Annotated in this window: 22 protein-coding genes; 4 read left to right on the top strand and 18 right to left on the bottom strand. The window is 43.8% G+C overall.

Features of this window, described 5'->3' with window-relative positions:
• Positions 1 to 549 (top strand): PadR family transcriptional regulator, encoded by a 549-nt coding sequence (locus V5G21_RS12365; RefSeq protein WP_035205200.1) that lies wholly within the window; start codon positions 1 to 3, stop codon positions 547 to 549.
• A 232-nt stretch (positions 550 to 781) separates the two neighbouring features.
• Here the strand turns inward: V5G21_RS12365 and V5G21_RS12360 are convergent, their stop codons facing one another.
• The 8 genes from V5G21_RS12360 to V5G21_RS12325 all read right to left on the bottom strand — a co-directional run bounded on the left by V5G21_RS12360 (position 782) and on the right by V5G21_RS12325 (position 6,919).
• A complete protein-coding gene (locus V5G21_RS12360) occupies positions 782 to 1,525 on the bottom strand; it encodes an ABC transporter ATP-binding protein (protein ID WP_011245458.1) in 744 nt (247 codons plus the stop codon).
• A gap of 12 nt (positions 1,526 to 1,537) precedes the next feature.
• Positions 1,538 to 2,305, bottom strand: coding sequence for an ABC transporter permease subunit (locus V5G21_RS12355; protein ID WP_338464797.1), 768 nt, complete (start codon positions 2,303 to 2,305; stop codon positions 1,538 to 1,540).
• 13 nt (positions 2,306 to 2,318) lie between these two features.
• Positions 2,319 to 3,428: an FMNH2-dependent alkanesulfonate monooxygenase gene (gene ssuD, locus V5G21_RS12350; RefSeq protein WP_035205211.1), complete on the bottom strand. Its 1,110-nt coding sequence runs from the start codon at positions 3,426 to 3,428 to the stop codon at positions 2,319 to 2,321.
• Positions 3,428 to 4,411 (bottom strand): sulfonate ABC transporter substrate-binding protein, encoded by a 984-nt coding sequence (locus V5G21_RS12345; protein WP_035205218.1) that lies wholly within the window; start codon positions 4,409 to 4,411, stop codon positions 3,428 to 3,430. The genes ssuD and V5G21_RS12345 overlap by 1 nt, the downstream gene beginning before the upstream one ends.
• On the bottom strand, positions 4,401 to 4,946 hold the full coding sequence (ssuE, locus tag V5G21_RS12340) for an NADPH-dependent FMN reductase (RefSeq protein ID WP_011245454.1): 546 nt from the start codon (positions 4,944 to 4,946) through the stop codon (positions 4,401 to 4,403). Before ssuE ends, V5G21_RS12345 begins: the two co-directional genes overlap by 11 nt.
• Positions 4,947 to 5,040: 94 nt before the next feature.
• Positions 5,041 to 5,202: a YezD family protein gene (locus V5G21_RS12335; protein WP_073305650.1), complete on the bottom strand. Its 162-nt coding sequence runs from the start codon at positions 5,200 to 5,202 to the stop codon at positions 5,041 to 5,043.
• A 552-nt stretch (positions 5,203 to 5,754) separates the two neighbouring features.
• Positions 5,755 to 6,186, bottom strand: coding sequence for a DUF4871 domain-containing protein (locus V5G21_RS12330; protein ID WP_011245452.1), 432 nt, complete (start codon positions 6,184 to 6,186; stop codon positions 5,755 to 5,757).
• Positions 6,187 to 6,262: 76 nt separating this feature from the next.
• A complete protein-coding gene (locus V5G21_RS12325) occupies positions 6,263 to 6,919 on the bottom strand; it encodes an MOSC domain-containing protein (protein ID WP_011245451.1) in 657 nt (218 codons plus the stop codon).
• A 245-nt stretch (positions 6,920 to 7,164) separates the two neighbouring features.
• Here V5G21_RS12325 and V5G21_RS12320 point away from each other — a divergent pair, with 245 nt between their 5' ends.
• Positions 7,165 to 8,070 (top strand): tetratricopeptide repeat protein, encoded by a 906-nt coding sequence (locus V5G21_RS12320; RefSeq protein WP_011245450.1) that lies wholly within the window; start codon positions 7,165 to 7,167, stop codon positions 8,068 to 8,070.
• Between the two features lie 43 nt (positions 8,071 to 8,113).
• Here V5G21_RS12320 and V5G21_RS12315 read toward each other — a convergent pair whose 3' ends face one another.
• The gene (locus V5G21_RS12315; protein ID WP_142237585.1) at positions 8,114 to 9,286 is read right to left on the bottom strand and encodes a hypothetical protein; all 1,173 of its coding nucleotides are present in this window, start codon (positions 9,284 to 9,286) and stop codon (positions 8,114 to 8,116) included.
• Between the two features lie 506 nt (positions 9,287 to 9,792).
• On the opposite strand from V5G21_RS12315, the gene V5G21_RS12310 reads away from it, so the two are divergent.
• Positions 9,793 to 10,557 (top strand): hypothetical protein, encoded by a 765-nt coding sequence (locus V5G21_RS12310; protein ID WP_011245448.1) that lies wholly within the window; start codon positions 9,793 to 9,795, stop codon positions 10,555 to 10,557.
• An 87-nt stretch (positions 10,558 to 10,644) separates the two neighbouring features.
• Here V5G21_RS12310 and V5G21_RS12305 read toward each other — a convergent pair whose 3' ends face one another.
• The gene (locus V5G21_RS12305) at positions 10,645 to 12,015 is read right to left on the bottom strand and encodes a DUF6612 family protein (protein ID WP_011245447.1); all 1,371 of its coding nucleotides are present in this window, start codon (positions 12,013 to 12,015) and stop codon (positions 10,645 to 10,647) included.
• Positions 12,016 to 12,412: 397 nt separating this feature from the next.
• Here V5G21_RS12305 and V5G21_RS12300 point away from each other — a divergent pair, with 397 nt between their 5' ends.
• Complete coding sequence (locus V5G21_RS12300) at positions 12,413 to 14,050, top strand: AMP-binding protein (RefSeq protein ID WP_011245446.1); 1,638 nt, start codon at positions 12,413 to 12,415, stop codon at positions 14,048 to 14,050.
• A 161-nt stretch (positions 14,051 to 14,211) separates the two neighbouring features.
• On the opposite strand, the gene V5G21_RS12295 is transcribed toward V5G21_RS12300, so the two are convergent.
• The 8 genes from V5G21_RS12295 to V5G21_RS12260 all read right to left on the bottom strand — a co-directional run bounded on the left by V5G21_RS12295 (position 14,212) and on the right by V5G21_RS12260 (position 21,441).
• On the bottom strand, positions 14,212 to 14,493 hold the full coding sequence (locus tag V5G21_RS12295) for a thiamine-binding protein (protein ID WP_011245445.1): 282 nt from the start codon (positions 14,491 to 14,493) through the stop codon (positions 14,212 to 14,214).
• A 292-nt stretch (positions 14,494 to 14,785) separates the two neighbouring features.
• Positions 14,786 to 15,961 carry a chromate efflux transporter gene (chrA, locus tag V5G21_RS12290; protein ID WP_212930156.1) on the bottom strand — a complete coding sequence of 392 codons (1,176 nt, stop codon included), beginning with the start codon at positions 15,959 to 15,961 and terminating at the stop codon, positions 14,786 to 14,788.
• 206 nt (positions 15,962 to 16,167) lie between these two features.
• Positions 16,168 to 16,377 carry a 2-hydroxymuconate tautomerase family protein gene (locus V5G21_RS12285; protein WP_035205228.1) on the bottom strand — a complete coding sequence of 70 codons (210 nt, stop codon included), beginning with the start codon at positions 16,375 to 16,377 and terminating at the stop codon, positions 16,168 to 16,170.
• Positions 16,349 to 17,560: a YbfB/YjiJ family MFS transporter gene (locus tag V5G21_RS12280; RefSeq protein ID WP_244835561.1), complete on the bottom strand. Its 1,212-nt coding sequence runs from the start codon at positions 17,558 to 17,560 to the stop codon at positions 16,349 to 16,351. Before V5G21_RS12280 ends, V5G21_RS12285 begins: the two co-directional genes overlap by 29 nt.
• Positions 17,561 to 17,735: 175 nt before the next feature.
• Positions 17,736 to 18,686: an aminopeptidase gene (locus V5G21_RS12275; protein WP_095255287.1), complete on the bottom strand. Its 951-nt coding sequence runs from the start codon at positions 18,684 to 18,686 to the stop codon at positions 17,736 to 17,738.
• Between the two features lie 72 nt (positions 18,687 to 18,758).
• Positions 18,759 to 19,412: an AroM family protein gene (locus V5G21_RS12270; protein WP_073305641.1), complete on the bottom strand. Its 654-nt coding sequence runs from the start codon at positions 19,410 to 19,412 to the stop codon at positions 18,759 to 18,761.
• Position 19,413: 1 nt separating this feature from the next.
• Positions 19,414 to 20,352 carry a DUF1177 domain-containing protein gene (locus V5G21_RS12265; protein WP_095255288.1) on the bottom strand — a complete coding sequence of 313 codons (939 nt, stop codon included), beginning with the start codon at positions 20,350 to 20,352 and terminating at the stop codon, positions 19,414 to 19,416.
• Positions 20,353 to 20,391: 39 nt separating this feature from the next.
• Entirely contained in the window at positions 20,392 to 21,441 is a 1,050-nt protein-coding gene (locus tag V5G21_RS12260) for a DUF917 domain-containing protein (RefSeq protein WP_063608744.1), read from the bottom strand.
• Positions 21,442 to 21,454: the final 13 nt, after the last annotated feature.

Genomic DNA, 21,454 nt, shown 5'->3' with positions numbered 1-21,454 from the left:
TTGATCCCACTTTTAATTTTAGGTTTGTTAAAAGAAAAACCAGGTTCCTACGGGTATGAGCTTCTAGCCATTATGAATGAGAGACATTACAAATTTGTTGTCAATTACACCAAAGGATCCTTTTATTACAATATTCAACAGTTAGAGGAAAAACGAATGATTCAACGCATTGTTGAAGAAAGAGAAGCTGAATCAAGAGAAAAAAACAAATACATTCTTACTGATTTAGGAGTGGAGGAGTTTAATCGTTTAATGACAACGTACGGGTCAAAAACAGATTATATAAATCTATCTTTTTATAGCGCAATGCTTTTCGAAGGGGCATACGACAAAGAAAAAATGAAAGAACTCGTCCTTGTTCAAATTAAACAAACAGAGAAAAAAATTGCTCTCTTAGAAGACACTTTGAAAAATCGGACAGATCTTATGAAAAATTTCCGCCGCATGTTAGAAAATTCCCTTTCACACCATAAAGTGAACGTGGACTGGTTTCATGAAATTTTAAAGGAAATCGATACAGAAATCACGGAGAACAGGTTATCACATTAGACCTTTGAACCAATTTTTTCTATACCTACGCTGATGTGGTGAATTATCAATGTTATACGACGCTGCTCTAAAAAAGAAAGAAGTACTCCCCAAACAGTTAAATGGGCTTACCCAGGAAACTAAATGGGGACTACTTCATGGCTACGAGTGTGTTTCCTTTTTCAATTCCTATAGAATTTAGCCCCATCACACAGGAGAGGCGCTACTCTAGTGTCTAATCAAGAAAACCACTTTACTTGATATTTGATAACGAAACAAGATGGCCGTTCGTTGCATTTACACCTAGCACCCGGTTTAAAATTTCTTCTGCTGTTTCGACAAATTCGTAAGAGGATCGTTTTCTTGGGCGTGGAAGATTAATATCATATGTGTTAGCGATGCTCCCGTTTTCAATCACATAGACCCTATCCGCTAATGTGACTGCCTCATCAATATCGTGTGTAACAAGGACAACACTAAAGCCACGCTGTAGCCATATTTTTTCTATTAATTGCTGCATTTCACGTCTTGTTAGTGCGTCAAGTGCTCCTAACGGTTCATCTAAAAGCAAGACATGAGGAGAGTGGACAAGGGTACGGGCCAAAGCGACGCGTTGTTTCTGTCCACCTGATAATGCCCGTGGCCACTCATTTTCTTTGCCTTCGAGCTGAACGCTTTTGATCGCTTCCAGCGCCTTTCGTTTCCGGTCGTGCTTTAAACCTAACATGACATTTTGCAAGACCGTCTTCCAAGGGAGCAGGCGCCCTTCTTGAAACATCATCCGGACAATGTCTCCGTTCGGGATGTATACTTCTCCAGCGGTGGGCTGCTCCAAGCGGGCTAACAAGCGCAATAAAGTACTTTTTCCACAGCCGCTTTTGCCGACAATGGCAATACATTCACCTTTTGTTAATGAAAATTCTACGTTTTTCAATACACTCGTTGTGCCAAACGATTTATGGACGCCTGATAAAGAGAGAGCCATCTGTGCGCTCATCGGATCCTCCTTTTACTTCTGATAGCTGAGATGCCATTTTAAAAAGCGAAATTCTAGCGCTTTGGCCATCATGTCGGAAAGTTTGCCTAATAAGGCATATAAAATGATCGATAGCACGACAACATCCATTTGCATAAATTCTCTTGCATCCATCGCCAAAAAGCCAATCCCGTCTTTAGCGGCAATGGTTTCGGCGACGATCAACGTCACCCACATGATACCAAGCGCATAACGCAGGCCTACTAAAATAGAAGGAAGGGCTCCAGGGAGAATAATGTGCCAAAAGGCCGCCATATTCGATAGCCCATAGTTGTTGCCCATCTCTATATAGTCTTTGTCGACAGAACGAATGCCGTGAAACGTGTTTAAATAGATAGGGAACATGACCCCAAGGGCAATTAAGAAAATTTTCCCTTCCTCTCCGATTCCAAACCATAAAATGATTAATGGAATCAAAGCCAAGTGGGGGATATTCCGCAACATTTGAATGGAAAAATCGAAAAACATAGCTGAAATTTTCGATACCCCATTGATCAAACCAAACATAAAACCAATGCCTCCACCAATGAACAAGCCGATTACTGCTCTGTTTGTACTTGCCCATAAGTGCGGCCATATTTCACCGGAGTGAACAAGGGTATAGGCTGCCGCGGCAATTTCCGAAGGCGCTGGCAGTATACGTGTTGGCAAAATCTCAAATTGGGAGGCCAATTGCCAAATGAGGAGCAGCAAAAGCGGGATCACCCATGGAATGACTTGAATGACCATTCGTTTACTCATGTCATCACCCTTTCTATCTCGCTGCGATGCCGCCAAAAGGACTGGTCCACTGCTTTTCCGGCACGGCTTCTTTCTCCTCCTGGAAGTAAGGGAAAACCAGCTCCGCAAACCGATAGGCTTCTTCCAAATGGGGGTAGCCTGACATAATAAATGTTTCGATTCCTAAGTCTTTGTATTCTTGAATGCGGGCAGCCACACTTTCTGGGCCTCCTACAAGAGCCGTCCCAGCGCCACCCCTGACTAATCCGACGCCAGCCCATAAATTCGGACTGATTTCTAATGATTCTCTGCTGCCTTTATGGAGCGCAGCCATTCGTCTTTGGCCTTGTGAATCAAAGCGCGCAAATACTTTCTGTGCCTCATCAATATCTTTCTGCGATAAATGTTGGATTAGCCGGTCAGCTTCTTGCCATGCCTCTCCTTCTGTCTCTCTGACAATGACATGGAGGCGGATGCCAAATTTGATTGATCTTCCCGTTTTCCTTGCGTATTGCCTTACTTTAGCGATTTTTTCTTTGACTTGTGCAGGTGTCTCCCCCCACGTTAAATAAACGTCAATGTGCTTGGCCGTTACTTCCATTGCTCCGATGGAGGAGCCACCTAAATAAAGGGGTGGGTATGGTGTTTGAACAGGCGGGAAATTCGTTTTCGCCTCTTTAATATTGACATGCTTCCCTGCAAATGTAGTGGGATTTCCAGTCACAATAGACCGCCACGCTTCCAAGAACTCATCAGTTAATTGATAGCGCTCTTCATGGTTTAAATGAATGCCATCTCCGCCTAATTCGAGTGGATCTCCTCCAGTCACCACGTTTAATAGCAGCCTTCCATGGGATAAACGATCAAATGTAACCGCCATTCGCGCTGCTGCAGTTGGACTGATAACACCTGGCCGTAAAGCAACAAGAAACTTTAATTGTTCTGTTGCGGAAATGAGGGAAGAGGCTGTTACCCATGCGTCTTCACACGACTGTCCTGTAGGAAGCAATACGCCTTTGTACCCTAATTGATCGGCAGCTTGTGCTACTTGCCGGGCATAGTCAAACGTAACAGGCCTCCCACCAACGGTTGACCCTAAATATCTGCCGTCCCCGTGTGTTGGTATAAACCAAAAAAAACTCATTATTCGCCCTCCTCTAAGGTCGCTTCTTTAATCGAAACTTCTTCCGGAATTAGCCCAAGGTTATAAAATGTATTGGCGATGCTCTGCTGAGCTTCTAACACTTCTTCGTCTATCGGATCCATTCCAAATTCGTACCGTGTGAGCACTTTCTTTAATGTTTCTTCATCGATCCCGACTTGCGGCGACAAAAATTGGGCAGTCTCTTCGATATTTGTTTTAATGTTTTGCTCAACTTTTTCCAATTCCTCTAAAACAATGTCAATAATCTCCGGATTTTCTTCCGCAAAGGCACGGTCTGCCAACAAAAATTCTCGATTTGCAGCCAGCCCTTCTGCATCCCTAATAATACGGGCGCCTATATCATCTTCTGCCGCCTGTAAAAACGGGTCCCAAATGACCCAAGCATCCACGTCTCCTCGCTCAAATGCGGTTCTCGCTTCTGCAGGGGGGAGGTATATTGTTTCAATGTCTTCATTAATGGATAGTCCCGCTTCTTCCAGTGCTTTTACAAGCAAATAATGAACGTTTGAGCCTCTGTTTAAAACAACTTTCTTTCCTTTCAATTCGTGAACATGTTCAATTGGCGAATTCTCCTGCACAACAATAGCCTCACTTTTAGGCCGAGGTGGACCATTCCCTACATAAACGATTGGAGCGCCTGCCGCTTGAGAAAAAATTGGTGGCGCTTCGCCAGTATGGCCAAAATCAATGCTGCCTCCATTTACTGCTTCTAACAGTTGCGGCCCAGCCGGAAATTCTGTCCATTCAACATTAACGCCAATAGCCTCCAATGCACCTTCCAGCGTATTTTCTGCTTTCAGAATATTTAACGTTCCAAATTTTTGATAGCCAATATGGATTGTGTCTGCCCCGTTCTCCTTTCGGTCCTTTCCTGTACTCGCCGTTTGCGCTCCTCCTGTGCAAGCAGTGAGTAGCAAAAATACGCTTAAGATAATGCTTAATTCCTGCCATTTAAGATTCATAGCTTGACGCCCACACTTTGTTTAACAGGTGTTCAATCGCTTTGTCAATTCGCTCTTTCCCTTCTTTACTAACAATCTCTACTCCTATTTCTGTTCGTTTCAAATGGGTATCAAGGATAAAAATCGATTTTAAAATCGTTGTAGCACCCAATGTTTGTAAAACAGGTGTAAACGAATAGTCCAAAGCGAGATAATGGGCCAGCGTTCCCCCTGTAGCAATTGGCAAGATTGTTTTTCCTGCAAATGAACGTTCAGGAAATAAATCAATCAAAGATTTAAGCACGCCAGTGACAGAAGCCTTATAAATCGGGCTGCCAATTACAATGACGTCAGCTACCTCTACTTTTTTAATAATAGAAGCAACTGCTTGTGAGTTAAAATGGGCAAACACCAAATCGGCTGGCGGCACATCCGTGACCGAATAAAAAAACGTGTTCGCGCCTTTATTTTGGAACGCTTCCTCGATCTGTCGCAAAAGTTTATCCGTCTTTGAAGAAAAAGAGGGGCTTCCTGATAAAAATAAAACGGTAGTCATAATGAATCTCCTTTCTGTCACTTTGGCTCTTTCCTGCAATCACAGAAAAGCCCGTTATTCCTAAGAATAACGGGCTTTCAGTCGTCTGATCAGCCTATTTTACTTTTTGCTTTTTTACATTTTCAAATCGTTTTTTCTCCGTCCTCTCAATTTGCGTGATCTGGCCATTATGGATCGTAATGTGCAAGGAACCAAAATCAATTTCCTCAATAAACTGAACAATTGCTTGTATCTTTTCCTCTTCAATTGCGCCCATATTCACCCTCTCCTTCCCTCAACTTATCATCACTTCGACAATTCCAATGTGTTAAGTTGGTTTTAATGCAAAAATTTAATCATTTTTTGACGCCATGTTTCCTTTGTACATCAAATGGATTATCGGTTTTCCTCAAGGACACATAGGATCAACCCTTCCTATAATGCATATTGACAGAAAAAAGCGCAACCTAATCTTACGAGTAAATTGCGCTTTCGGTTTTCCGATCAGCTGTTTTTATTTCCCCTTATATTATTCTGATTTATCTTATATGTCAAGAAGGTTTTAATTATGTACCGGTTAATGTGCTTTAGCATTTATTAGGAAAAAGAACAGGATCAATTGTTAATGACACCCATAATAAAGCACAAGAAATAAAATTGGCCAGTAAAAAAACCGCCTTGTAGAAAAACAAAACGGCTTTCGGCCATGGCCTAATTTGTAGTTAAGCAAACATTTGTGTTTGCGACATTTTCGTTATTGGAAAAGGCGGAAATGTCTCACTAGAACTTAGAGGCAGCTTATTATTTTTTTAGACTAATATGCCGTGGCTTATGGAAACACTTCAACAACAAACTCTTCAAAAAACTCATCATCTACATAAGCTTTGACTTTCCAAATACCCTCCGACGGAAACATTACTTGTGAGGGGGAATGACTAATTAAGCCATCTTCTGTAGGAATTAGCATTTCATAATCTATTTTAATAGGATCAATCTCTTCATTGGTTCCTATGTTTATAGCAACGGCACTAAATTCTTTGTATTGAACCTCTTCCCCCCAAAAGTGCCACATCCATTTTTGATCTTCACCAGCAGTAACCTGGCCGCCAATGATACCGATTTTTTCCTTAACCCCAAACATTTCACCAAACTCATTATCAAACGAAGGACTCACCTCAATTTGCTCATTACTGTCAAAATTTGAGCATCCAGCCAGTGCATTAGAAATTACGAAAATAGAAAGAAAACAAAACCATTTCACGCCACTACCCCCTCTAATCCATAATTATAAAGAGAAAGTGCACTTATATTTTAATTATCCTTCAGGGGCTATTTCGTCATGCTTCCAACTTTTCCAACCTTTTTCGCATTTTCCCTTTCCACTCATCTGCTAGGGCATCGACTGCTAAAATTCGTTCCATCGCCTGCTTGTCTGTTGGCTTGCGGAAATACGTGTCACAGACATATAACACCGACACTTTGTCAGGGTGTGGGTCAAGAAGGGCTACTTCCCCATCTGCTCGTACAATCCCTTCATGGAGCACACGCGCTAAATAACCAGTATATCCTGTTTCGACAATTCGTTTTAATAGCGAGTGAAACCCTGTATGTTTGTCGATTGTACTGCATGGGTTGCGTGCTTGTGTAATTTGAATGATCGCCTCTCCTAATTGAAAAATATCTCCTATGTGAACATCTTTTTCTAGCATATTCGTCACCGTCACGTTTTCACCAAAAGCTGCTGGTGGGAGAGGCTTTCCAAATTCTTTCTCCCATTTTGCATAATGTTCGTATGGATATAGGCAGACAGCTCGATCTGGGCCGCCGTGGTTTTTCTTATCGGCAACATCATCGCTGTCAAAGCCATGTTTAGACAAAAACACCGCTTCTGTTTGCTGTTTCTGGATGCCGCTAATCATCTGTTTGCCGTCACCATACTCGAGCGTGTTTGGCTTTCCAATCGACAGCCTCTTTATTTTTATCGAACTTGTCATCCATTACACTCCTTTTCAAGACGAAATGTCGTTTTTTCGTTTGCTCCATTATCGCATGATTTCTCGTTTTATACATGTTTTCTCTCCTTGTTTGTATAGAGGGTAAAGTATATTTTCCTTCTGCGGTTTTAGTCTTGCCCATTTTTTCAACATTATCGTCAGATTGCTATTGAAATATATGAAAAATAAGGTTATAAACTAGTATAAAAGGTCTATTCCTTTATTCTTACGAAGGAGGTGCACGAATGTCAGAAGACGCCTTTATAACAAAACGCAATGGAGGAGAAGAAAGCTCGGTTTCTATCAACCAAGCCAAGAGTGAAGAAGGCAATTGCCGCGAGTCATTACGTCCAATTGAAAGAGAGGGCAGTAAACATTCGTTGTCTACCTACCCTATCTTGGCCGATGTACTAAGCTTAAAGCTAGATGAATTGCCGTTAGAAACGGAAAAACCAGTCGATGATTGGGTTTCCTTCATTCTGGAAGAGATTAGGCATGCGATCCGTCGTGATGACTTTGCAGCAGTGAAAGCTCTTATCGTAGAGCACTTAAATAACCCGGCTTTTCAGTCACCTAAACTACGGCAGTTTCTACTCTGGCATCAAGCTATCCTTGTTTACTATGTAGACCATAATCAACACAAAGCGATGCATATGCTCAACAGCGCGTTAAACGCTACAGGATATGCGACTAAATCAATGCCTAGCGCCCAAGAGCTAGGGATTCTAATCAGTTTAGCGCTTCTTCATTCCGAAGAAGGCAACAATGGCCGAGCAATTGGCCTTTTCAAGCAAGCCTTAAAAAAAGCAACTTGTCCAAAAACTGTCCGTACAAACCTCACCTTCTATTTACGCATATACGACCATTTGGTGCAGTTGTTGTTTGAAAGCAACGATTTTCATCAAGCGATTGAATATGCAGAAAAAGGATTGAAGCTCACAAGTGAGGACGACTATTTGCCTATAAAAGGAGACTTCCATTACATGCGCGGCCAATCGTTTCATCGCCTTGGCCAACAAGAAAAAGCGCAATTAGAGTTGCACCTGTCCTTTTCACTCTTTCAAACCGTTGGCCTGAAAAGCAAGGCTGAAATGGTGCAAAAACAGTTAGCACTTCTTCAAGAAGGGAAGGAACTGCCTTTTCACTGTTAACATTGCCTAAACGTATATGTACGCAAGAAGCACTACCATGTATTCATGCAATCATCAGGCTACATGCATAGGCGATCACAACGATAAACAACAAATAGCTAAAAGCAAATGCAAAGTTTTTGCGAATAATGCTATACGGATTGGCATTTAGCTGCATTGCCAAGATTGTTGGCGTAACATTAAATGGGCCTATCATGACTGTGCCAAGTCCAACGCCAATGAGCAATAGGCTGATGCCGTAAGGATAGGCTGCAACTTGTTCTTGTAAAAACGGTGATAGAATCGCAATTGAAATAAGCGGATGAAAGCCGACAAGGGCAAAGCCAAAAATGCATAATCCAACGAGCAAATAAAACAAAAACAACGATCCTTCTTGATAAGTAAAAGCAAACAAGGCATTCATATGCTCAAACCAAACCGTGTAAGGGAACACTTCAACAAAAAAGCCAGCCGCCAAGAACAAGAAAAACAAGCTGTGCAGCTGTGTCGTATTGCCTTTTAAATAGAGAAAAGCAAGTTTTTTAAAGCGCCTTGGCCTTTTAATCACCAGTGCCCATAAAAACGTGAAAGGAATAATGAGCACGGTTACTGAAAATAAAAATGATTGCGGGATACACGCATTTACAGCAAGAAGCAAAACGATAAAACTCATAATCGCGATTGCGAGCTGCATTAATTTCCGCCGCAATAATTTAGGGTTCCCGATTGGTTCCTGCTGTACGATAAGCTCTCCCCCTTTTAATTGGCGGTTGTGCAACAACCAATCAATTGAGAGAAACAGGACGCTTGTCACAAGTAGTGTCGGCAACAACGCTACATAACTTGTACCTGTCAAATCAATCGTGGAAGCGACGAGAATTTCCGTAGGGCTCCATAACAAAACAAGGGCATATGCCCGCAATATACTGTGGGCAAAAAAGCGTTGGATGACCGCAGAGCTGAGTTGGCTAAGTTTGCTCTTGACCGTCGCCACAACAACGGGGACAGTGGCCACATTTAAAAACAGCGTTAGCATATACGACATCACCGATGTGCGTCGATATAGCCGAACCATGTTTAATGTAGGAGGCTTGCTAATCATTTGCCCAAGTGCGCGGTCGTACTTGCCTGCTGCTATAATGGTACTCATAAACGGTAAAACGAACAAAAGTGCCAACAACCCGGTCATTGAGCCAAACAAGTTAAAAAAACCAACGTCTTTTGGAACATAAATCAAATAAAAAAGAAACCCTAACAAAAAGAAAGAAAGGCCAGCCCATAAGTATAGCTGACGAGCTCTTCGAATATTAACGACTATCACAATAAATGCGAGAATACCACTCACTGTTTGAACCACTGGAGTGTGGTATATCTGGTCAGTTATATAGAGAAGGACGATTAGAAAATATAAATAAAAAATGGCCCGCACCTCCCTCTGTTATCATTCTACTCAGTATAGCACCAATGATTGCACCACTTGAACCTATCTATGGCTAATCGAAAAAAAATCATCCTCTTATGAATGGACATCAAAGCGCAAATTCCAAAGCAAAGATTGAATCGGCATTCGTTATTGTCAATTAATGAGAAGTATGATATATATGTAAAAAGACTTTGTGAAAACGTTTTCTTCTAAATATTCCACATCGATTAATTGTTTGTTTATGGTCTACTTATTCTTTAAAGCATTTGGAAGGATGGACAAGCCTTGAAAATCGCTATTATAAAGGAGACTACTTTGCCATGCCATTTCCTACTTATGATGAATTCATGAGCATGAAAACAGCAGACCAACGCCGCTTGTTGGAAGAAGAGCGTAAGCAGTACGGAAACACGCGCATCATTACAGTCGAAGGTTGGAATACAGCAAACTTAGCAAATGTCCTCAACATTCTTGGCTTGCCGAAATTAGACAGAAAACCCCCTACTGGCGAAAATCATTCAAGCAAAATTAGGCAACTGCCCTTTTTGCCAAAAGACCACTTGGAAGAGTACAAACATAATTACAAGAGAATGAAAGACTTCACAGAATGGGAAAAAATTAATATTACAGACCGCAAGGAATTAATTACTGCCTGGATTGAAAAGAAAATCAAACCTGCTGATTTAGCAAAGCATTTCGGAAAAAGCCCAAGCTATTGGTATAACTACATGCACCGTGTGAGACAATCACCGGCTTTGCGCCCTTCCGCCACCGAGAAACAAGTTTCAGCTACCATTGAAGAGGCAGGGGAAATCATTCATTCAGAACATAAGCTAGACAGCCAACAAACCCAGTTAGAAGCGATCCCATCCAAAAAAAGTGGCCTCCATTATCACATCGAAGGCGAGTACTTTGCCAGTGAGGCGAGGCGGCGGATCCAAAGCCTCGACGCCCTTCTCGCAAGTTTGGATAGCAAATTTAAGCTGACCCTTTCTTTAGAAGAAATCGATACAGACGAAAAGGACCCTGAATTTTCCGAGCAGGAAATTTTAGAGATCGCGCGCTTGCTCAAACGAAAACGGTAACGCCTTGAACAGACAGCAAAAACCAAGTTGGGTATACGACTCAACTTGGTTTTTGCTTATATGAGACCACTTTATTCGCTATACGATTTATTGGATAAACGCATCTAAGTATTGGTCTTGATCTAAGATCATATAGCTACCGCCAGCGCGGTTTACTTCCACACTTACTTCGCGCGCTTCTGCCAAGTGGTCTTCAGCAGCCACTTTTTCAAGCACGCTTACCATCGCCTGAACAAGCTCTTCTTCTGATGATTCTTCACTAATGCTGCCGCTACTCAATTCATTTTGCAACAACAAGTCAATTTCGCGCTGAATGTTATCAAGCATAATGCCTTCTACGCTTACTACGACTTCAAACGTGTCCTCGCTTTGGGCATTTGATTCTAGCATTAAGTAATTGGAGCCTTGTAGCAACTTCAAGTAAGCTGCAGACGCTTCCTCGATGACGTCTTCATTAACGTTCAACTCTTCCAAACCTAACCCAAAAAACATTTTGAATAAGTCGCCAAATTCATCCTTTTGCTTTGCCCCTTCTTCCTTTTTCTCATCCTCTGATTGATCTCCAGGAGCACGGGCGGCATACTCTTCTTCATTTTGGAAAACAGTTGCTTGAATCACAGCATCGACATAATCGGATGCCTCTTGTTCATACTGTTCTTGCTGCTCGTAAGACAAGTTCCCAACAGCTGTTAAATCTTTGTCTGGCTTTTCAATTGCTGCTACTTCGTCGAACGCAGAAAAGATATAACTGTCATCTGCTTCAAATTCACGTTCGTAGCCGTCGATGTCAATTGCATAATCAGCCTTTATTTTGTAGCTCATAATACGGTTTGTATCTTTATCAATATCAAAAGACAACTCAAATGAATCAGCAGTGACTTCATCAAATTCAATGTCTTCTGGGTCCTCTTCCCACATTCTTGCATTGTAGTCTACATATGATTGCGCCAAACTTTCAATCAACAATAGCTGGTCGTCCTCACTACCGTTATACGTTAACAAATAAGAACCATCCTTTTCTTCGAGTTCAAATTTGTCGAAAAGGTTTTCATCATACTCCTTGAAGTGAGCAAGCGGATTTTTATGTTGGCTTGTCATTCTGTCTAAAAGGCTTTCGTATTTCGCTTTTTCGTCCCGCGTATAAGTAGAAATATCGCTAATAAACAAAAACTCTTCGCTGTCTTTAAACAGCGTCAATTTAGGCGACTTTGTTTCGATATGAGTAACGTTTTCAGCAAAATCATAGGAAGCAACACCCTCTTCTTCCCAGCCATAATCATCCATTTGTGAAAAGGACACTTCAACCGATTGCAGGTCTTGATGGGCCTTTTCAGCTGCTGTTAGAACCGATGAGGCTGTAAGTTCCTCCTCTTTTGCCTTTTCCTCTTCTCCTCCGGCGCCTTGATTACATGCTGCTAACATACTGACTCCGATCAATACAGCTAACTGCTTTTTCATATCCTCTCTCCTTTTTACCATGACAATAGTCCTTATTTTCACTAAATTTCACCTAGTCGTCTGACCCTGCTATTCCTTTTGTTTCCTTTTCAAACCTCCCGTTGCAAAAAAATGCCGCTACACTGCTTTTTGATTTGCCACAACCCATATTGTGCCTCTTTAATCGTAACGAATCATTGTTTTTTTCGCAACTACATATTTTATAAAGGAACGTGCTCTGAAGGGGCCTTTCTTTCTTTTAGGTGTTTTTTCAACGTAGCTCCTAAATCATCTGTTATGATATACTTTCCAACGTCCTAATAGGTTTCACCCTTTATGAGGCCCGGGAAGGATTTGCCTTCCTATTAGCGAACTTTACCAGACAATCAATTGCTCGATTTTGACAAGGAGGGACAACATGTTAATGAGAGAAGAGACAATCGGAAGTTTATTAGAAAGAATGGCTGAGGAGTCCCCTTCGACCGAAGCGCTAGTTTATCCTGACCGTCATTTACGCCTTTCCTACAAAGACTTTAATCACTCGTGTAGACAGTTAGCAAAAGGGTTTATGCAATTAGGCATCCAACGTGGGGAGCATATGGCCGTTTGGGCGACAAATTGTCCAGAATGGGTGACCACTCAGTTTGCTACAGGGAAGATGGGGGCTGTCCTTGTTACCGTCAATACGAATTATCAGCAATCTGAGCTTGCTTATTTGTTAAAACAATCTGATACGACCACATTGCTCGTCATGGAAGGATATAAAGGGACTTCCTATTTAGAAATGCTTTACCGGCTAATTCCTGAACTACAGACGGCCGAACCTGGAAAACTAGAATCAGCTGAATTTCCATATCTTAAGCATATTGTTTACTTAGGAAAAGAACGCAAGCCTGGCATGTGGCTTTATGACGACATTGTCAAAATGGGCGACCAAGTAACCGATGCCGCCCTTGACCGCTTAATGAGTGAGCTGGATGTCGATGATGCCATTAATATGCAGTACACTTCTGGCACAACAGGCTTTCCTAAAGGCGTCATGCTGACACATCGCAATTTAATCCATAACGCAAGCAATATCGCTGCTTGCATGGAACTTTCTCAGCAAGACCGCCTCTGTATACCTGTTCCATTTTTCCACTGTTTTGGCTGCGTCCTTGGGACACTGGCCTGCGTTAGCGTTGCAGCGACAATGGTGCCTGTAGAAGAATTCCATCCAGAGAAAGTTTTGCATACAGTCCAAGCTGAAAAGTGCACAGCGCTTCATGGCGTACCAACAATGTTTATTGCCGAGCTGAACTTGCGGACATTCGATACGTATGACCTTTCTTCATTGCGTACTGGCATAATGGCAGGTTCAAACTGCCCTGTTGAAGTGATGAAAGATGTGATTGAGAAAATGGGCATCACCGAGATTACCATTGCCTATGGCCAAACGGAATCTTCTCCTGTCATAACGCAAACACGCGTTGATGATTCGCTAGAACGGCGGACAGACACGGTTGGGCGAGCTTTGCCAAATGTTGAGGTGAAGATTGTCGACCCTGATACACAGGAAGAAGTAGCTGCAGGCGTTCAAGGGGAACTGCTAACCAGGGGTTATCATGTCATGAAAGGCTATTACAAACAGCCTGAAGAAACAGCCAAAGTGTTAACTGGGGATGGCTGGCTTCATACAGGCGACCTTGCGATTATGGATGAAGATGGCTATTGCAAAATTACGGGCCGCTTAAAAGACATGATTATCCGTGGTGGGGAAAACATTTATCCACGTGAAATAGAGGAATTTTTATATACACATCCATCCATTTTAGATGTTCAAGTCGTAGGCTTGCCTGATCCTAAATACGGGGAAATCGTGTCTGCTTGGATTCGCCTCAAGGCAGACCACTCTCTGACAGCAGCCGAAGTCCAAGACTATTGTAAAGGGCAAATTGCCCATTTTAAAATTCCACAAGTCGTTGAATTTGTTGACCATTTTCCAATGACGGCTTCAGGGAAAGTACAGAAATTTAAGCTACGTGAACAAAAAGAAAAACAAGAAGAAAAAGCTTGAGCAGTTTGCGATGTCATACCTAGTTTTATAGACCTGTCAAGGTGAAAGCTTCCGCCATTTGTCGGAAGCTTTCAGTCTGTAGATAAACGCTCGTAAACGTCGCCTGGATTCTCATCCCGTTATATTTCGTCTTCCCTCGACTGCCAAATCGATCAACCCAATTAGGTTGATTGTTTATCTTCGAGTGAGACGCCGCTTGTACGGTAATGCATTTTGACGTTGGTTAGAACTTCTTCAGCTCCTGCTTGGACGGCTTGTTGGTGAACATCGCGCAACAATGCCATTAAGGAATCGAAGTCTCCTTCAACTACCGTTTCAAGCGGGCCAACCCGGTGCCGCAAACCAGACTGTTCAATGACGTCAATCACTTTATTGGCAATGCCTCCTGTGTGGTCTTCTTTGCCATTTGGTATAAGCTGAATGCCCGCTAGCATCGTGGCCATGTAGAAAAACCTCCTCGATTTTTTATGCCGTACTACACCATTTCCTGATATCGACCGATTTAAACATTTGCGATGATTTTCAGATTCATGTTTGTAGCATGCCCCACTTGTGGCCGAACATTCGTCTCATAACCAAGGGCCTTTTCTACTGCCTGCTCGTCACCGTTTTTTCCAATCCTTAAAGCCATCTCGTTCCTGGCGCTTCACCTTGTTGTAAACAGGAGTTGACGCCTAAAATGAATGAACATGGGCGATTTAACAAAAACGAGCAATTCAATTAATAGCAAACTGCTCAGAAAAACAGCAAGCCACATCCTGCCCCGACAACAACAACGACCCATGGCGGCCATTTCCAATAAGCGAGCATAGAAAACAACACAGCGGCTAAGGCAAAGTCAGTGGGATGTTTGATCGTACTTGTCCAAATCGGTGTATAAAATGCTGCAATTAATAGACCGACAACCCCAGCATTCGCTCCCATTAACGCCGCCTTCATTTTCGCGTTTTCCCGTAAGGCGCTCCAAAAAGGCAGTGTGCCATATATAAGCAAAAACGCAGGCAAGAAAATCGCTGCTGTCGCCAACAATCCTCCTGCCCATCCGTCCATGACTGCCCCCAAGTAAGCGGCAAATGTAAACAACGGTCCTGGCACAGCTTGGGCAGCCCCATAGCCAGCCAAAAACGCTTCCTCGCCTATGTAACCAGTTGGAACAAACTCCCCCTCCAATAGTGGCAAGACGACATGGCCGCCGCCAAACACGAAAGAACCTGCCCGGTAAAACGAATCAACCATGGCTAGCCATTGAGAGGGCATTGCCGTTGCCAACATGGGCAAACCAACAAGCAAAATGAATAACAAGGAAAGGGACACGACTCCAATTGTTTTCGATAACGGAAAGGCAACGGAACGATCGTGGTTCGTGTTACCCTCTTTTGCAAATATAAAATAGCCGAGCAAACCTGCCAGCAAAATAACGACCACTTGCACAAATGCATAGGGCACAAGCAAAACGGCAAGCAAAGCAAACAAACAAATCGTTTTGCGGCGCAAGTCAGGAGTCAAGTTTTTCGCCATGCCGAGAATCGCATGTGCCACCACCGCTACAGCAACGATTTTCAGCCCGTGAATAAGGCCCATTTCGCCAACGCCAAACTTGCCGACGAACAACGCAAATCCAATTAAGGCAAGGACTGAAGGAAGAGTAAAACCAATAAATGAAACCATTCCTCCTAATGCACCTGCGCGGATAATGCCAATCCCTATCCCTACTTGACTGCTTGCCGGCCCAGGAAGAAACTGGCATAATGCAACGAGATCCGCATACCGTTCTTCATCAAGCCATTTTCGTCTTCGTACATATTCTTCGTGAAAATAGCCTAAGTGGGCAATGGGACCGCCAAAAGAAGTGAGGCCCAGCTTTGTGGAAATAAGTAGTACTTCAAGTAACGATCGTCGTCTATTATTCATGCCAGCCCCCCTTAATAGAATCATTTAATCAACATGCCAGTATGAGTATAGCAAAAAAGCGCCCTTAAAGCCTTTACATTTGACAATTGAACATTTTTGACTATTCCCCTATAAACTCTCTCCAAACAAAAAACAAAAAATCTCCCTAAAGGCCGTGTTCTGCTTCCTTTTAGGGAGATGGCTAATTAGAAATCCCATGCTCTCTTTTATTTTCCTGCTTTTCTTCGATCAGAGATTTGCTCAGCTCCAAGTCCATAATTATCCATGTCAATTTCATCAATGACCACTACGGTTGAAGCCGGATTTTTGTTTAATGTTTCGGCCAATAAATTGGTTACACCTTTAATTAAAGTCAGCTTTTCCTCTTTTGTCAGACCTCCATTTTCTTTAGTAACTTTGATGTTTACGTACGGCATTTGACGCATCTCCTTTCCGTTCCTTTATGGAATTTATGGTGATCAAAGCAGCTACAAGCACAACTGCTGAAATCATAAATGGAAGGGTAAAGTCATTTACGGAAATAATTGTTCCAGCGACAATCGGTCCTAATAATTGACCAATCGCGTAGGCTGCCGTTAACCCACTTACTAAATTGGGCCCTGCCGCCTCTAATGATTTCGCAAGAGTGAGGGTAAGCGTCGTAATCCCCATAAACGTAGCACCGAATCCTAACGCCGAAAGCAATGTCAGCAGCAAGTGGTCTGTAAACACTGGTATTAAAATACTAATGATTTGCATCATATACGCCCATTTAAGCGCACGAACCGGAGACAGCCTTGTTCCAAGCCAAGACCAGAAAAGGCAGGATGGAATGGCGCCAACGCCTACGATCGCCCACACATAAGAGGATTCAAACGCAAAAGATGGATTTTTGACCAACATAGCCGTTATAAACGTACCAAAGATAATATAGCCAAACCCTTCACCTGTGTACGAAATATATAAAGCATACTTTGCTTTTTTTGGATTTTGCACGACTTCCGGATGCCTATTTTTTCGTATTTGGCCACTTAGAGAAGCTGGTCCCGGGCTTGTCCCTTGCTTCCACATCCCCAGCATGATCGCAACCATAAAGACGCCACTGAGAAGTCCTAAACTGATCCATGTGCCTTCCCAGCCATAATTGGATTGGATGGTTGGGATCGCTGCTCCTGAAACGCATATCCCAAACCCTACCCCTCCATATAGGAAGCCAGAATAATACATTTTGCCGGTTTGGTTTAATCGAGATAAAATCAAGTTAGAGACAATGACAAATACCATGCCACTCGTCATGCCTGAAAGCAACCGCCATATAGACCAGATCATATAATTATCCAGTAAGCCCATTAATAATGTCGTTCCAATATTGACACCTAGCCCAATGTATAGCCACTTGTCGCTTCGTGGTACATATCTAGCCCCTAATGCCCCTAAAAAATAGCCTATGTAATTAAATGTTGCTAACAGCCCTGCAGAAAAAGGAGTCAGCAATTGGTCCAATTCCATATAGGGAAAGATCGGTGTATACGAAAACCTTCCTATCCCCATAACCACTGCTAAACTTAAAAAGCCTGAAAGCAATAACCGATTATGTTGATTTGCAAATGTATTCTCCATTTGTTGGCCCCTCGTTATGTCCGTCATATACTCTACACAGATCATATTGGAGTGCTGTACTGAACTTGCAAAGGAATTCCCTTCGCTTTTTCTCAGTTTACCATTTTTTAGGGGTATTGTCCCCTCCTGCCTAACAAAAAAAGCTCCTCCCTGTCTCCAGGCAGAAGCTTTTCCTTCATTGCACCATTTTTCCCTTTTCCAACACATGCTCGTCTCCAAGCCAAACACTTGGTGAAAGAGTCACACAGTCCAAGTGGACACCGGCTTCGATTGTGCCGCCGAATGTTTTACTTGAGCCAAAGGCAATGTGAATCGTACCGTATGCTTTTTCATCTTCAAGGATATTGCCAGTTACGCGGGCAGCTTCATTTGTGCCGATGCCAAATTCGGCTATGTAACGTCCGTCGCCGTCACCTAGCAATTCTAACAACTTAGCCCCTTCTGTCCCACTGGCGCTCGTAAGCCGTCCATCTTTGACTGTAAGCAACGTTGGCTCTGACAGTTTGCCAATGCCAGCGATCGAGCCGTCCACCCAAAATTGGCCGTATGAGCCTTCAATTTGCGGGGCAATATAGCTTTCTCCGGAAGGCAAGTTGCCTGACGCCCCTTGTCCTGGAAATACGCCTGTGCTGCTAATGCCGTTGCGTCCGTTAAGATTTAGGAACAGTTCATATTCGCCATTTGGACCTGTCTTAATCACTGCTGAATCAATTTCGTCAAGGCGTTTCGTAAATGATTCTGTTAAAGCGACCACTTTCGTGTAGTCTGCTTTCATTGCCCCTTCGGTGAACATGTCCATCGTGATCCCTGGCATTGTCAGCACTTTGGTTCCTTGGCTACTTGCCGCTTTTCGAGCGCTTGTATGTGTTAAGGAATGTTGGCAAATGCAAAAACAAATGTCCGCTGCTTTCATCATGTCGGCGACTGTGGACGGCGGCTCTTCCCCTGAACGGCTCCGTGTTTGCATTAATACAAAGTCAGTAGCGTAGCCGAGATCACATAAAGAGTCAAACACGCGCCGGCCAATTTCTTCTTTCTCTAAATCAGCAAGAACAACAACATGCTCGTCCCCTAATGCGTTTACATTTTGTACCATCATATTACTGACAATCTGTTTAAATTCCATTTCCAGTCCCCCTTTCCTTTCCATACAGTATAAAGCGAATAGGCGAAATTCGATAGCTTTTCAATCAGACGCTCATGCCAGCTCTGCCGCTGCCCGTGCGACTGCACTGCGGGCAAGAATTACAGGCAGCCCCGTCGCCGCTTGAGCCCGCTGTTTATGGGCATTTGTATACCCCATGCAGTCGAGGACGAGCAACGTAGCACCTTGTTGTTTTAGAGCTGCGGCCGCTCCTTCAATATCAGACGACGCGTAAGGCGTAGCCGCTTCTGAAACAAGAGGGAGTTCGCCCCATTTGCCGGCAAGCTGTTGTATTTGTTCTTCTAAAGGCACAATCGCGCCAAGTGTCCCGTCACCGATAACGGCTTGGACAAAATGGCAGAGGATTTTGTCAGGAAACAACAGCGGCTTTTCATGTTGAATCGTTGGGAAGTGGCCGGTGCAGACAATGATCGAGCTTGAGACGAGCTTCTCGACTTTTTGCAATTCCGCTTGCAAATGTGGAAGCAACTTCCGCTTAGAAAGTTTAGCACTGTCCCCGTTCCTGAGGCGTGAGACATACGTCTGCTCATCAGGATCGGGAGCGAGCGCTTTTATTTGCTCAGTTGATAAAGAATCAAGAGCGCCTGCTTCCACAAACTCGACGTCAGCGCCAAGAAAGGGGCGCATTTCTGGGGTCATGTCCACGCGCGGCGACTGTCCAATTGTGACAAGCGCTATTTTTTTCATGTTACTTGCCCTTCCCCATCGTTTGCAGAACGTTCATCGGTCCATACAACTGTTGCAAACGAGCGTATTCATTTTCATCGTAGAAACGCGTGGTTCCCGCCGTATATTCCTTCGCTGTCTCAATCGCAAACCGCACCGCTTGGGCAATGTCAACCTCATGGCTAGCGCCTGTGCCACAACCAGGTACAGCAGAAGTGGCTGTAATGGCGAGACCAACAACTGGCGCATTGGTCGCAACGGCAGGTTGGAGAATGGAATTGATATGGTACACATCATTGCCATAAGGCGTAATGTCCTGTGTCGTAATCGCAAATGTAGACGGAAGGTCGCCTGTCGTCATTTCCATAATCCGCAAAAGGTCATCGCTAAACTTCAGAATATATCCTTCTTTGACTGTAGGCGAGATGGCGACCCCTTTATGTTTAATGATTTTATTGCCTTTCGTCGTGTCAATCGAAAGAATCGCTTCCATTTCCGGCAGCACTTCATGTTTGTTCATTGTCAAAATGTCAACAGGAGAACCCATGAAATCAACTGGCTCATGTGGAACCGTTGGCGCATTGGGGCAAATATGTGTCGTGATCAACACATCGCCAGGAAGGCGATCGCCTTTTTCAGCCATCTCCGCTAACTTGAGTGCAGCGGCAATTGCTGCAACAGCGCCGTCTGCGTCAGAGACAAGCCCAATCCGGCTTGGACGAGCGCCAATCCCGCCAAGGCGGCCGACGATTCCAAAAGTCGGCGCATTTCCGCCAGATTGTTTTCCGTTTGTGCCTTTGATCTCGATTTTCACAAAATCAGTCGAGCCTTGCTCACCAGACACCGTTGTTGTTTCTGCTTTTGCATAAGTATAGCCGCTAAACAACGCCGCTACTTTCTCGCCATTAATAGCAGGATCGTCTAACATTTCAACTATTTGCATCGTATACGTCAATGACATCTTCGCTCTCTCCCTTGTGTCTATGTTTGTAATATGCCTTCACACGATTTTCTTTTGAATAACTGGTTCAATCGTGCGTAGCAACCGTTCATTCTTCATTGTGGAGCTAAGAAGTAGCTCCGATTGCGGCACGCAAATGACCGCCAGTTTTTGGCCGTTTTTCACTTCAGCGCTTACGACAGGCTGCCCCGTATCGGCATCAAATGTCATGATTAAATCAGGAAAAGTGCCTTTCCGTTCGCCGTTTTCTTCTAATGTCATAAATTCATTCCAAAATGTTAGTTCGATTCCGTCAACATCCAAACGGCCGACATCAAATCCGCCTTCTGTTTTCAATTCAAAGCCGCTCACATGGCCAACTTTGACCACTCGGCCATGTAAAGCTGCTGTGACAGCCTCAATTTTACTGCTGCCTTCTTTTTCTGCTAAAAAAGCTTTGCCAATTTCCATCGCTTTTGAGATGCCGCCGACTGCCCCGTGAGCCTTTACATAAGCGACACTGACTGGATTGCGGGCAACGCCCACCATTCCACCAGCCTCAACCGACATGCGGCGAATGACATTTCCGACATAGTCAAGCGTCCCGGAGACAAATCCGCTAATCGCATGGCTGCCAAACCCGCCAGCAGCTGCCTGGTACGATACATAATCTTGTTGCTCAGACAAGTTTAGCGCCCCCATCGCCCCGGTAGGGTGTGCTCGGCCGTTGCAAGGAGCGTCAATAACAGGCAGGCCAGTCAATGCTGCTTGAAGCCAGCCATTGACTGTCGTCGCTGCGCCATTTTCGTTGGTCATAATCGCTTTAATGGTGCCTGGATAATTTTTTTGCAACAATTCAACAGTCATAAGCAATTGGTTGTCGTCAACATACTGGTCTTTGGCGGCTGGTGCACCGACGAGGGAAACGCATACGGCTTCATCATCGTCGTTCAATTCATCAATGCTAATGAGCTCTACTGTGCCTTTCGCCAGAGCGGCACGGCCTTTTTCAAGCCCTTGGGCAATCCAGCCGCCACCGCCGCCGCCCAGGATCGCCCCGCCGTAAACAGCTTGTTCAACCATCTCTGCTGTCAATACTGTTCGTGCCATTCTCTCTCCCCTT

This window comes from Shouchella rhizosphaerae (genome assembly GCF_036700015.1).
Lineage (GTDB): Bacteria > Bacillota > Bacilli > Bacillales > Bacillaceae_D > Shouchella > Shouchella rhizosphaerae.
This window is presented reverse-complemented; position numbering and strand designations above follow the sequence as displayed.

Bases quoted from the DNA above. Each gene is read 5' to 3' on its own strand.
- V5G21_RS12360 (WP_011245458.1), bottom strand. From the start codon at position 1,525: ATGAGCGCACAGATGGCTCTCTCTTTATCAGGCGTCCATAAATCGTTT.
- V5G21_RS12355 (WP_338464797.1), bottom strand. From the start codon at position 2,305: ATGAGTAAACGAATGGTCATTCAAGTCATTCCATGGGTGATCCCGCTT.
- ssuD (WP_035205211.1), bottom strand. From the start codon at position 3,428: ATGAGTTTTTTTTGGTTTATACCAACACACGGGGACGGCAGATATTTA.
- V5G21_RS12345 (WP_035205218.1), bottom strand. From the start codon at position 4,411: ATGAATCTTAAATGGCAGGAATTAAGCATTATCTTAAGCGTATTTTTG.
- ssuE (WP_011245454.1), bottom strand. From the start codon at position 4,946: ATGACTACCGTTTTATTTTTATCAGGAAGCCCCTCTTTTTCTTCAAAG.
- V5G21_RS12335 (WP_073305650.1), bottom strand. From the start codon at position 5,202: ATGGGCGCAATTGAAGAGGAAAAGATACAAGCAATTGTTCAGTTTATT.
- V5G21_RS12325 (WP_011245451.1), bottom strand. From the start codon at position 6,919: ATGACAAGTTCGATAAAAATAAAGAGGCTGTCGATTGGAAAGCCAAAC.
- V5G21_RS12320 (WP_011245450.1), top strand. From the start codon at position 7,165: ATGTCAGAAGACGCCTTTATAACAAAACGCAATGGAGGAGAAGAAAGC.
- V5G21_RS12310 (WP_011245448.1), top strand. From the start codon at position 9,793: ATGCCATTTCCTACTTATGATGAATTCATGAGCATGAAAACAGCAGAC.
- V5G21_RS12305 (WP_011245447.1), bottom strand. From the start codon at position 12,015: ATGAAAAAGCAGTTAGCTGTATTGATCGGAGTCAGTATGTTAGCAGCA.
- V5G21_RS12300 (WP_011245446.1), top strand. From the start codon at position 12,413: ATGTTAATGAGAGAAGAGACAATCGGAAGTTTATTAGAAAGAATGGCT.
- V5G21_RS12295 (WP_011245445.1), bottom strand. From the start codon at position 14,493: ATGGCCACGATGCTAGCGGGCATTCAGCTTATACCAAATGGCAAAGAA.
- chrA (WP_212930156.1), bottom strand. From the start codon at position 15,961: ATGAATAATAGACGACGATCGTTACTTGAAGTACTACTTATTTCCACA.
- V5G21_RS12285 (WP_035205228.1), bottom strand. From the start codon at position 16,377: ATGCCGTACGTAAACATCAAAGTTACTAAAGAAAATGGAGGTCTGACA.
- V5G21_RS12280 (WP_244835561.1), bottom strand. From the start codon at position 17,560: ATGGAGAATACATTTGCAAATCAACATAATCGGTTATTGCTTTCAGGC.
- V5G21_RS12275 (WP_095255287.1), bottom strand. From the start codon at position 18,686: ATGGAATTTAAACAGATTGTCAGTAATATGATGGTACAAAATGTAAAC.
- V5G21_RS12270 (WP_073305641.1), bottom strand. From the start codon at position 19,412: ATGAAAAAAATAGCGCTTGTCACAATTGGACAGTCGCCGCGCGTGGAC.
- V5G21_RS12265 (WP_095255288.1), bottom strand. From the start codon at position 20,352: ATGTCATTGACGTATACGATGCAAATAGTTGAAATGTTAGACGATCCT.
- V5G21_RS12260 (WP_063608744.1), bottom strand. From the start codon at position 21,441: ATGGCACGAACAGTATTGACAGCAGAGATGGTTGAACAAGCTGTTTAC.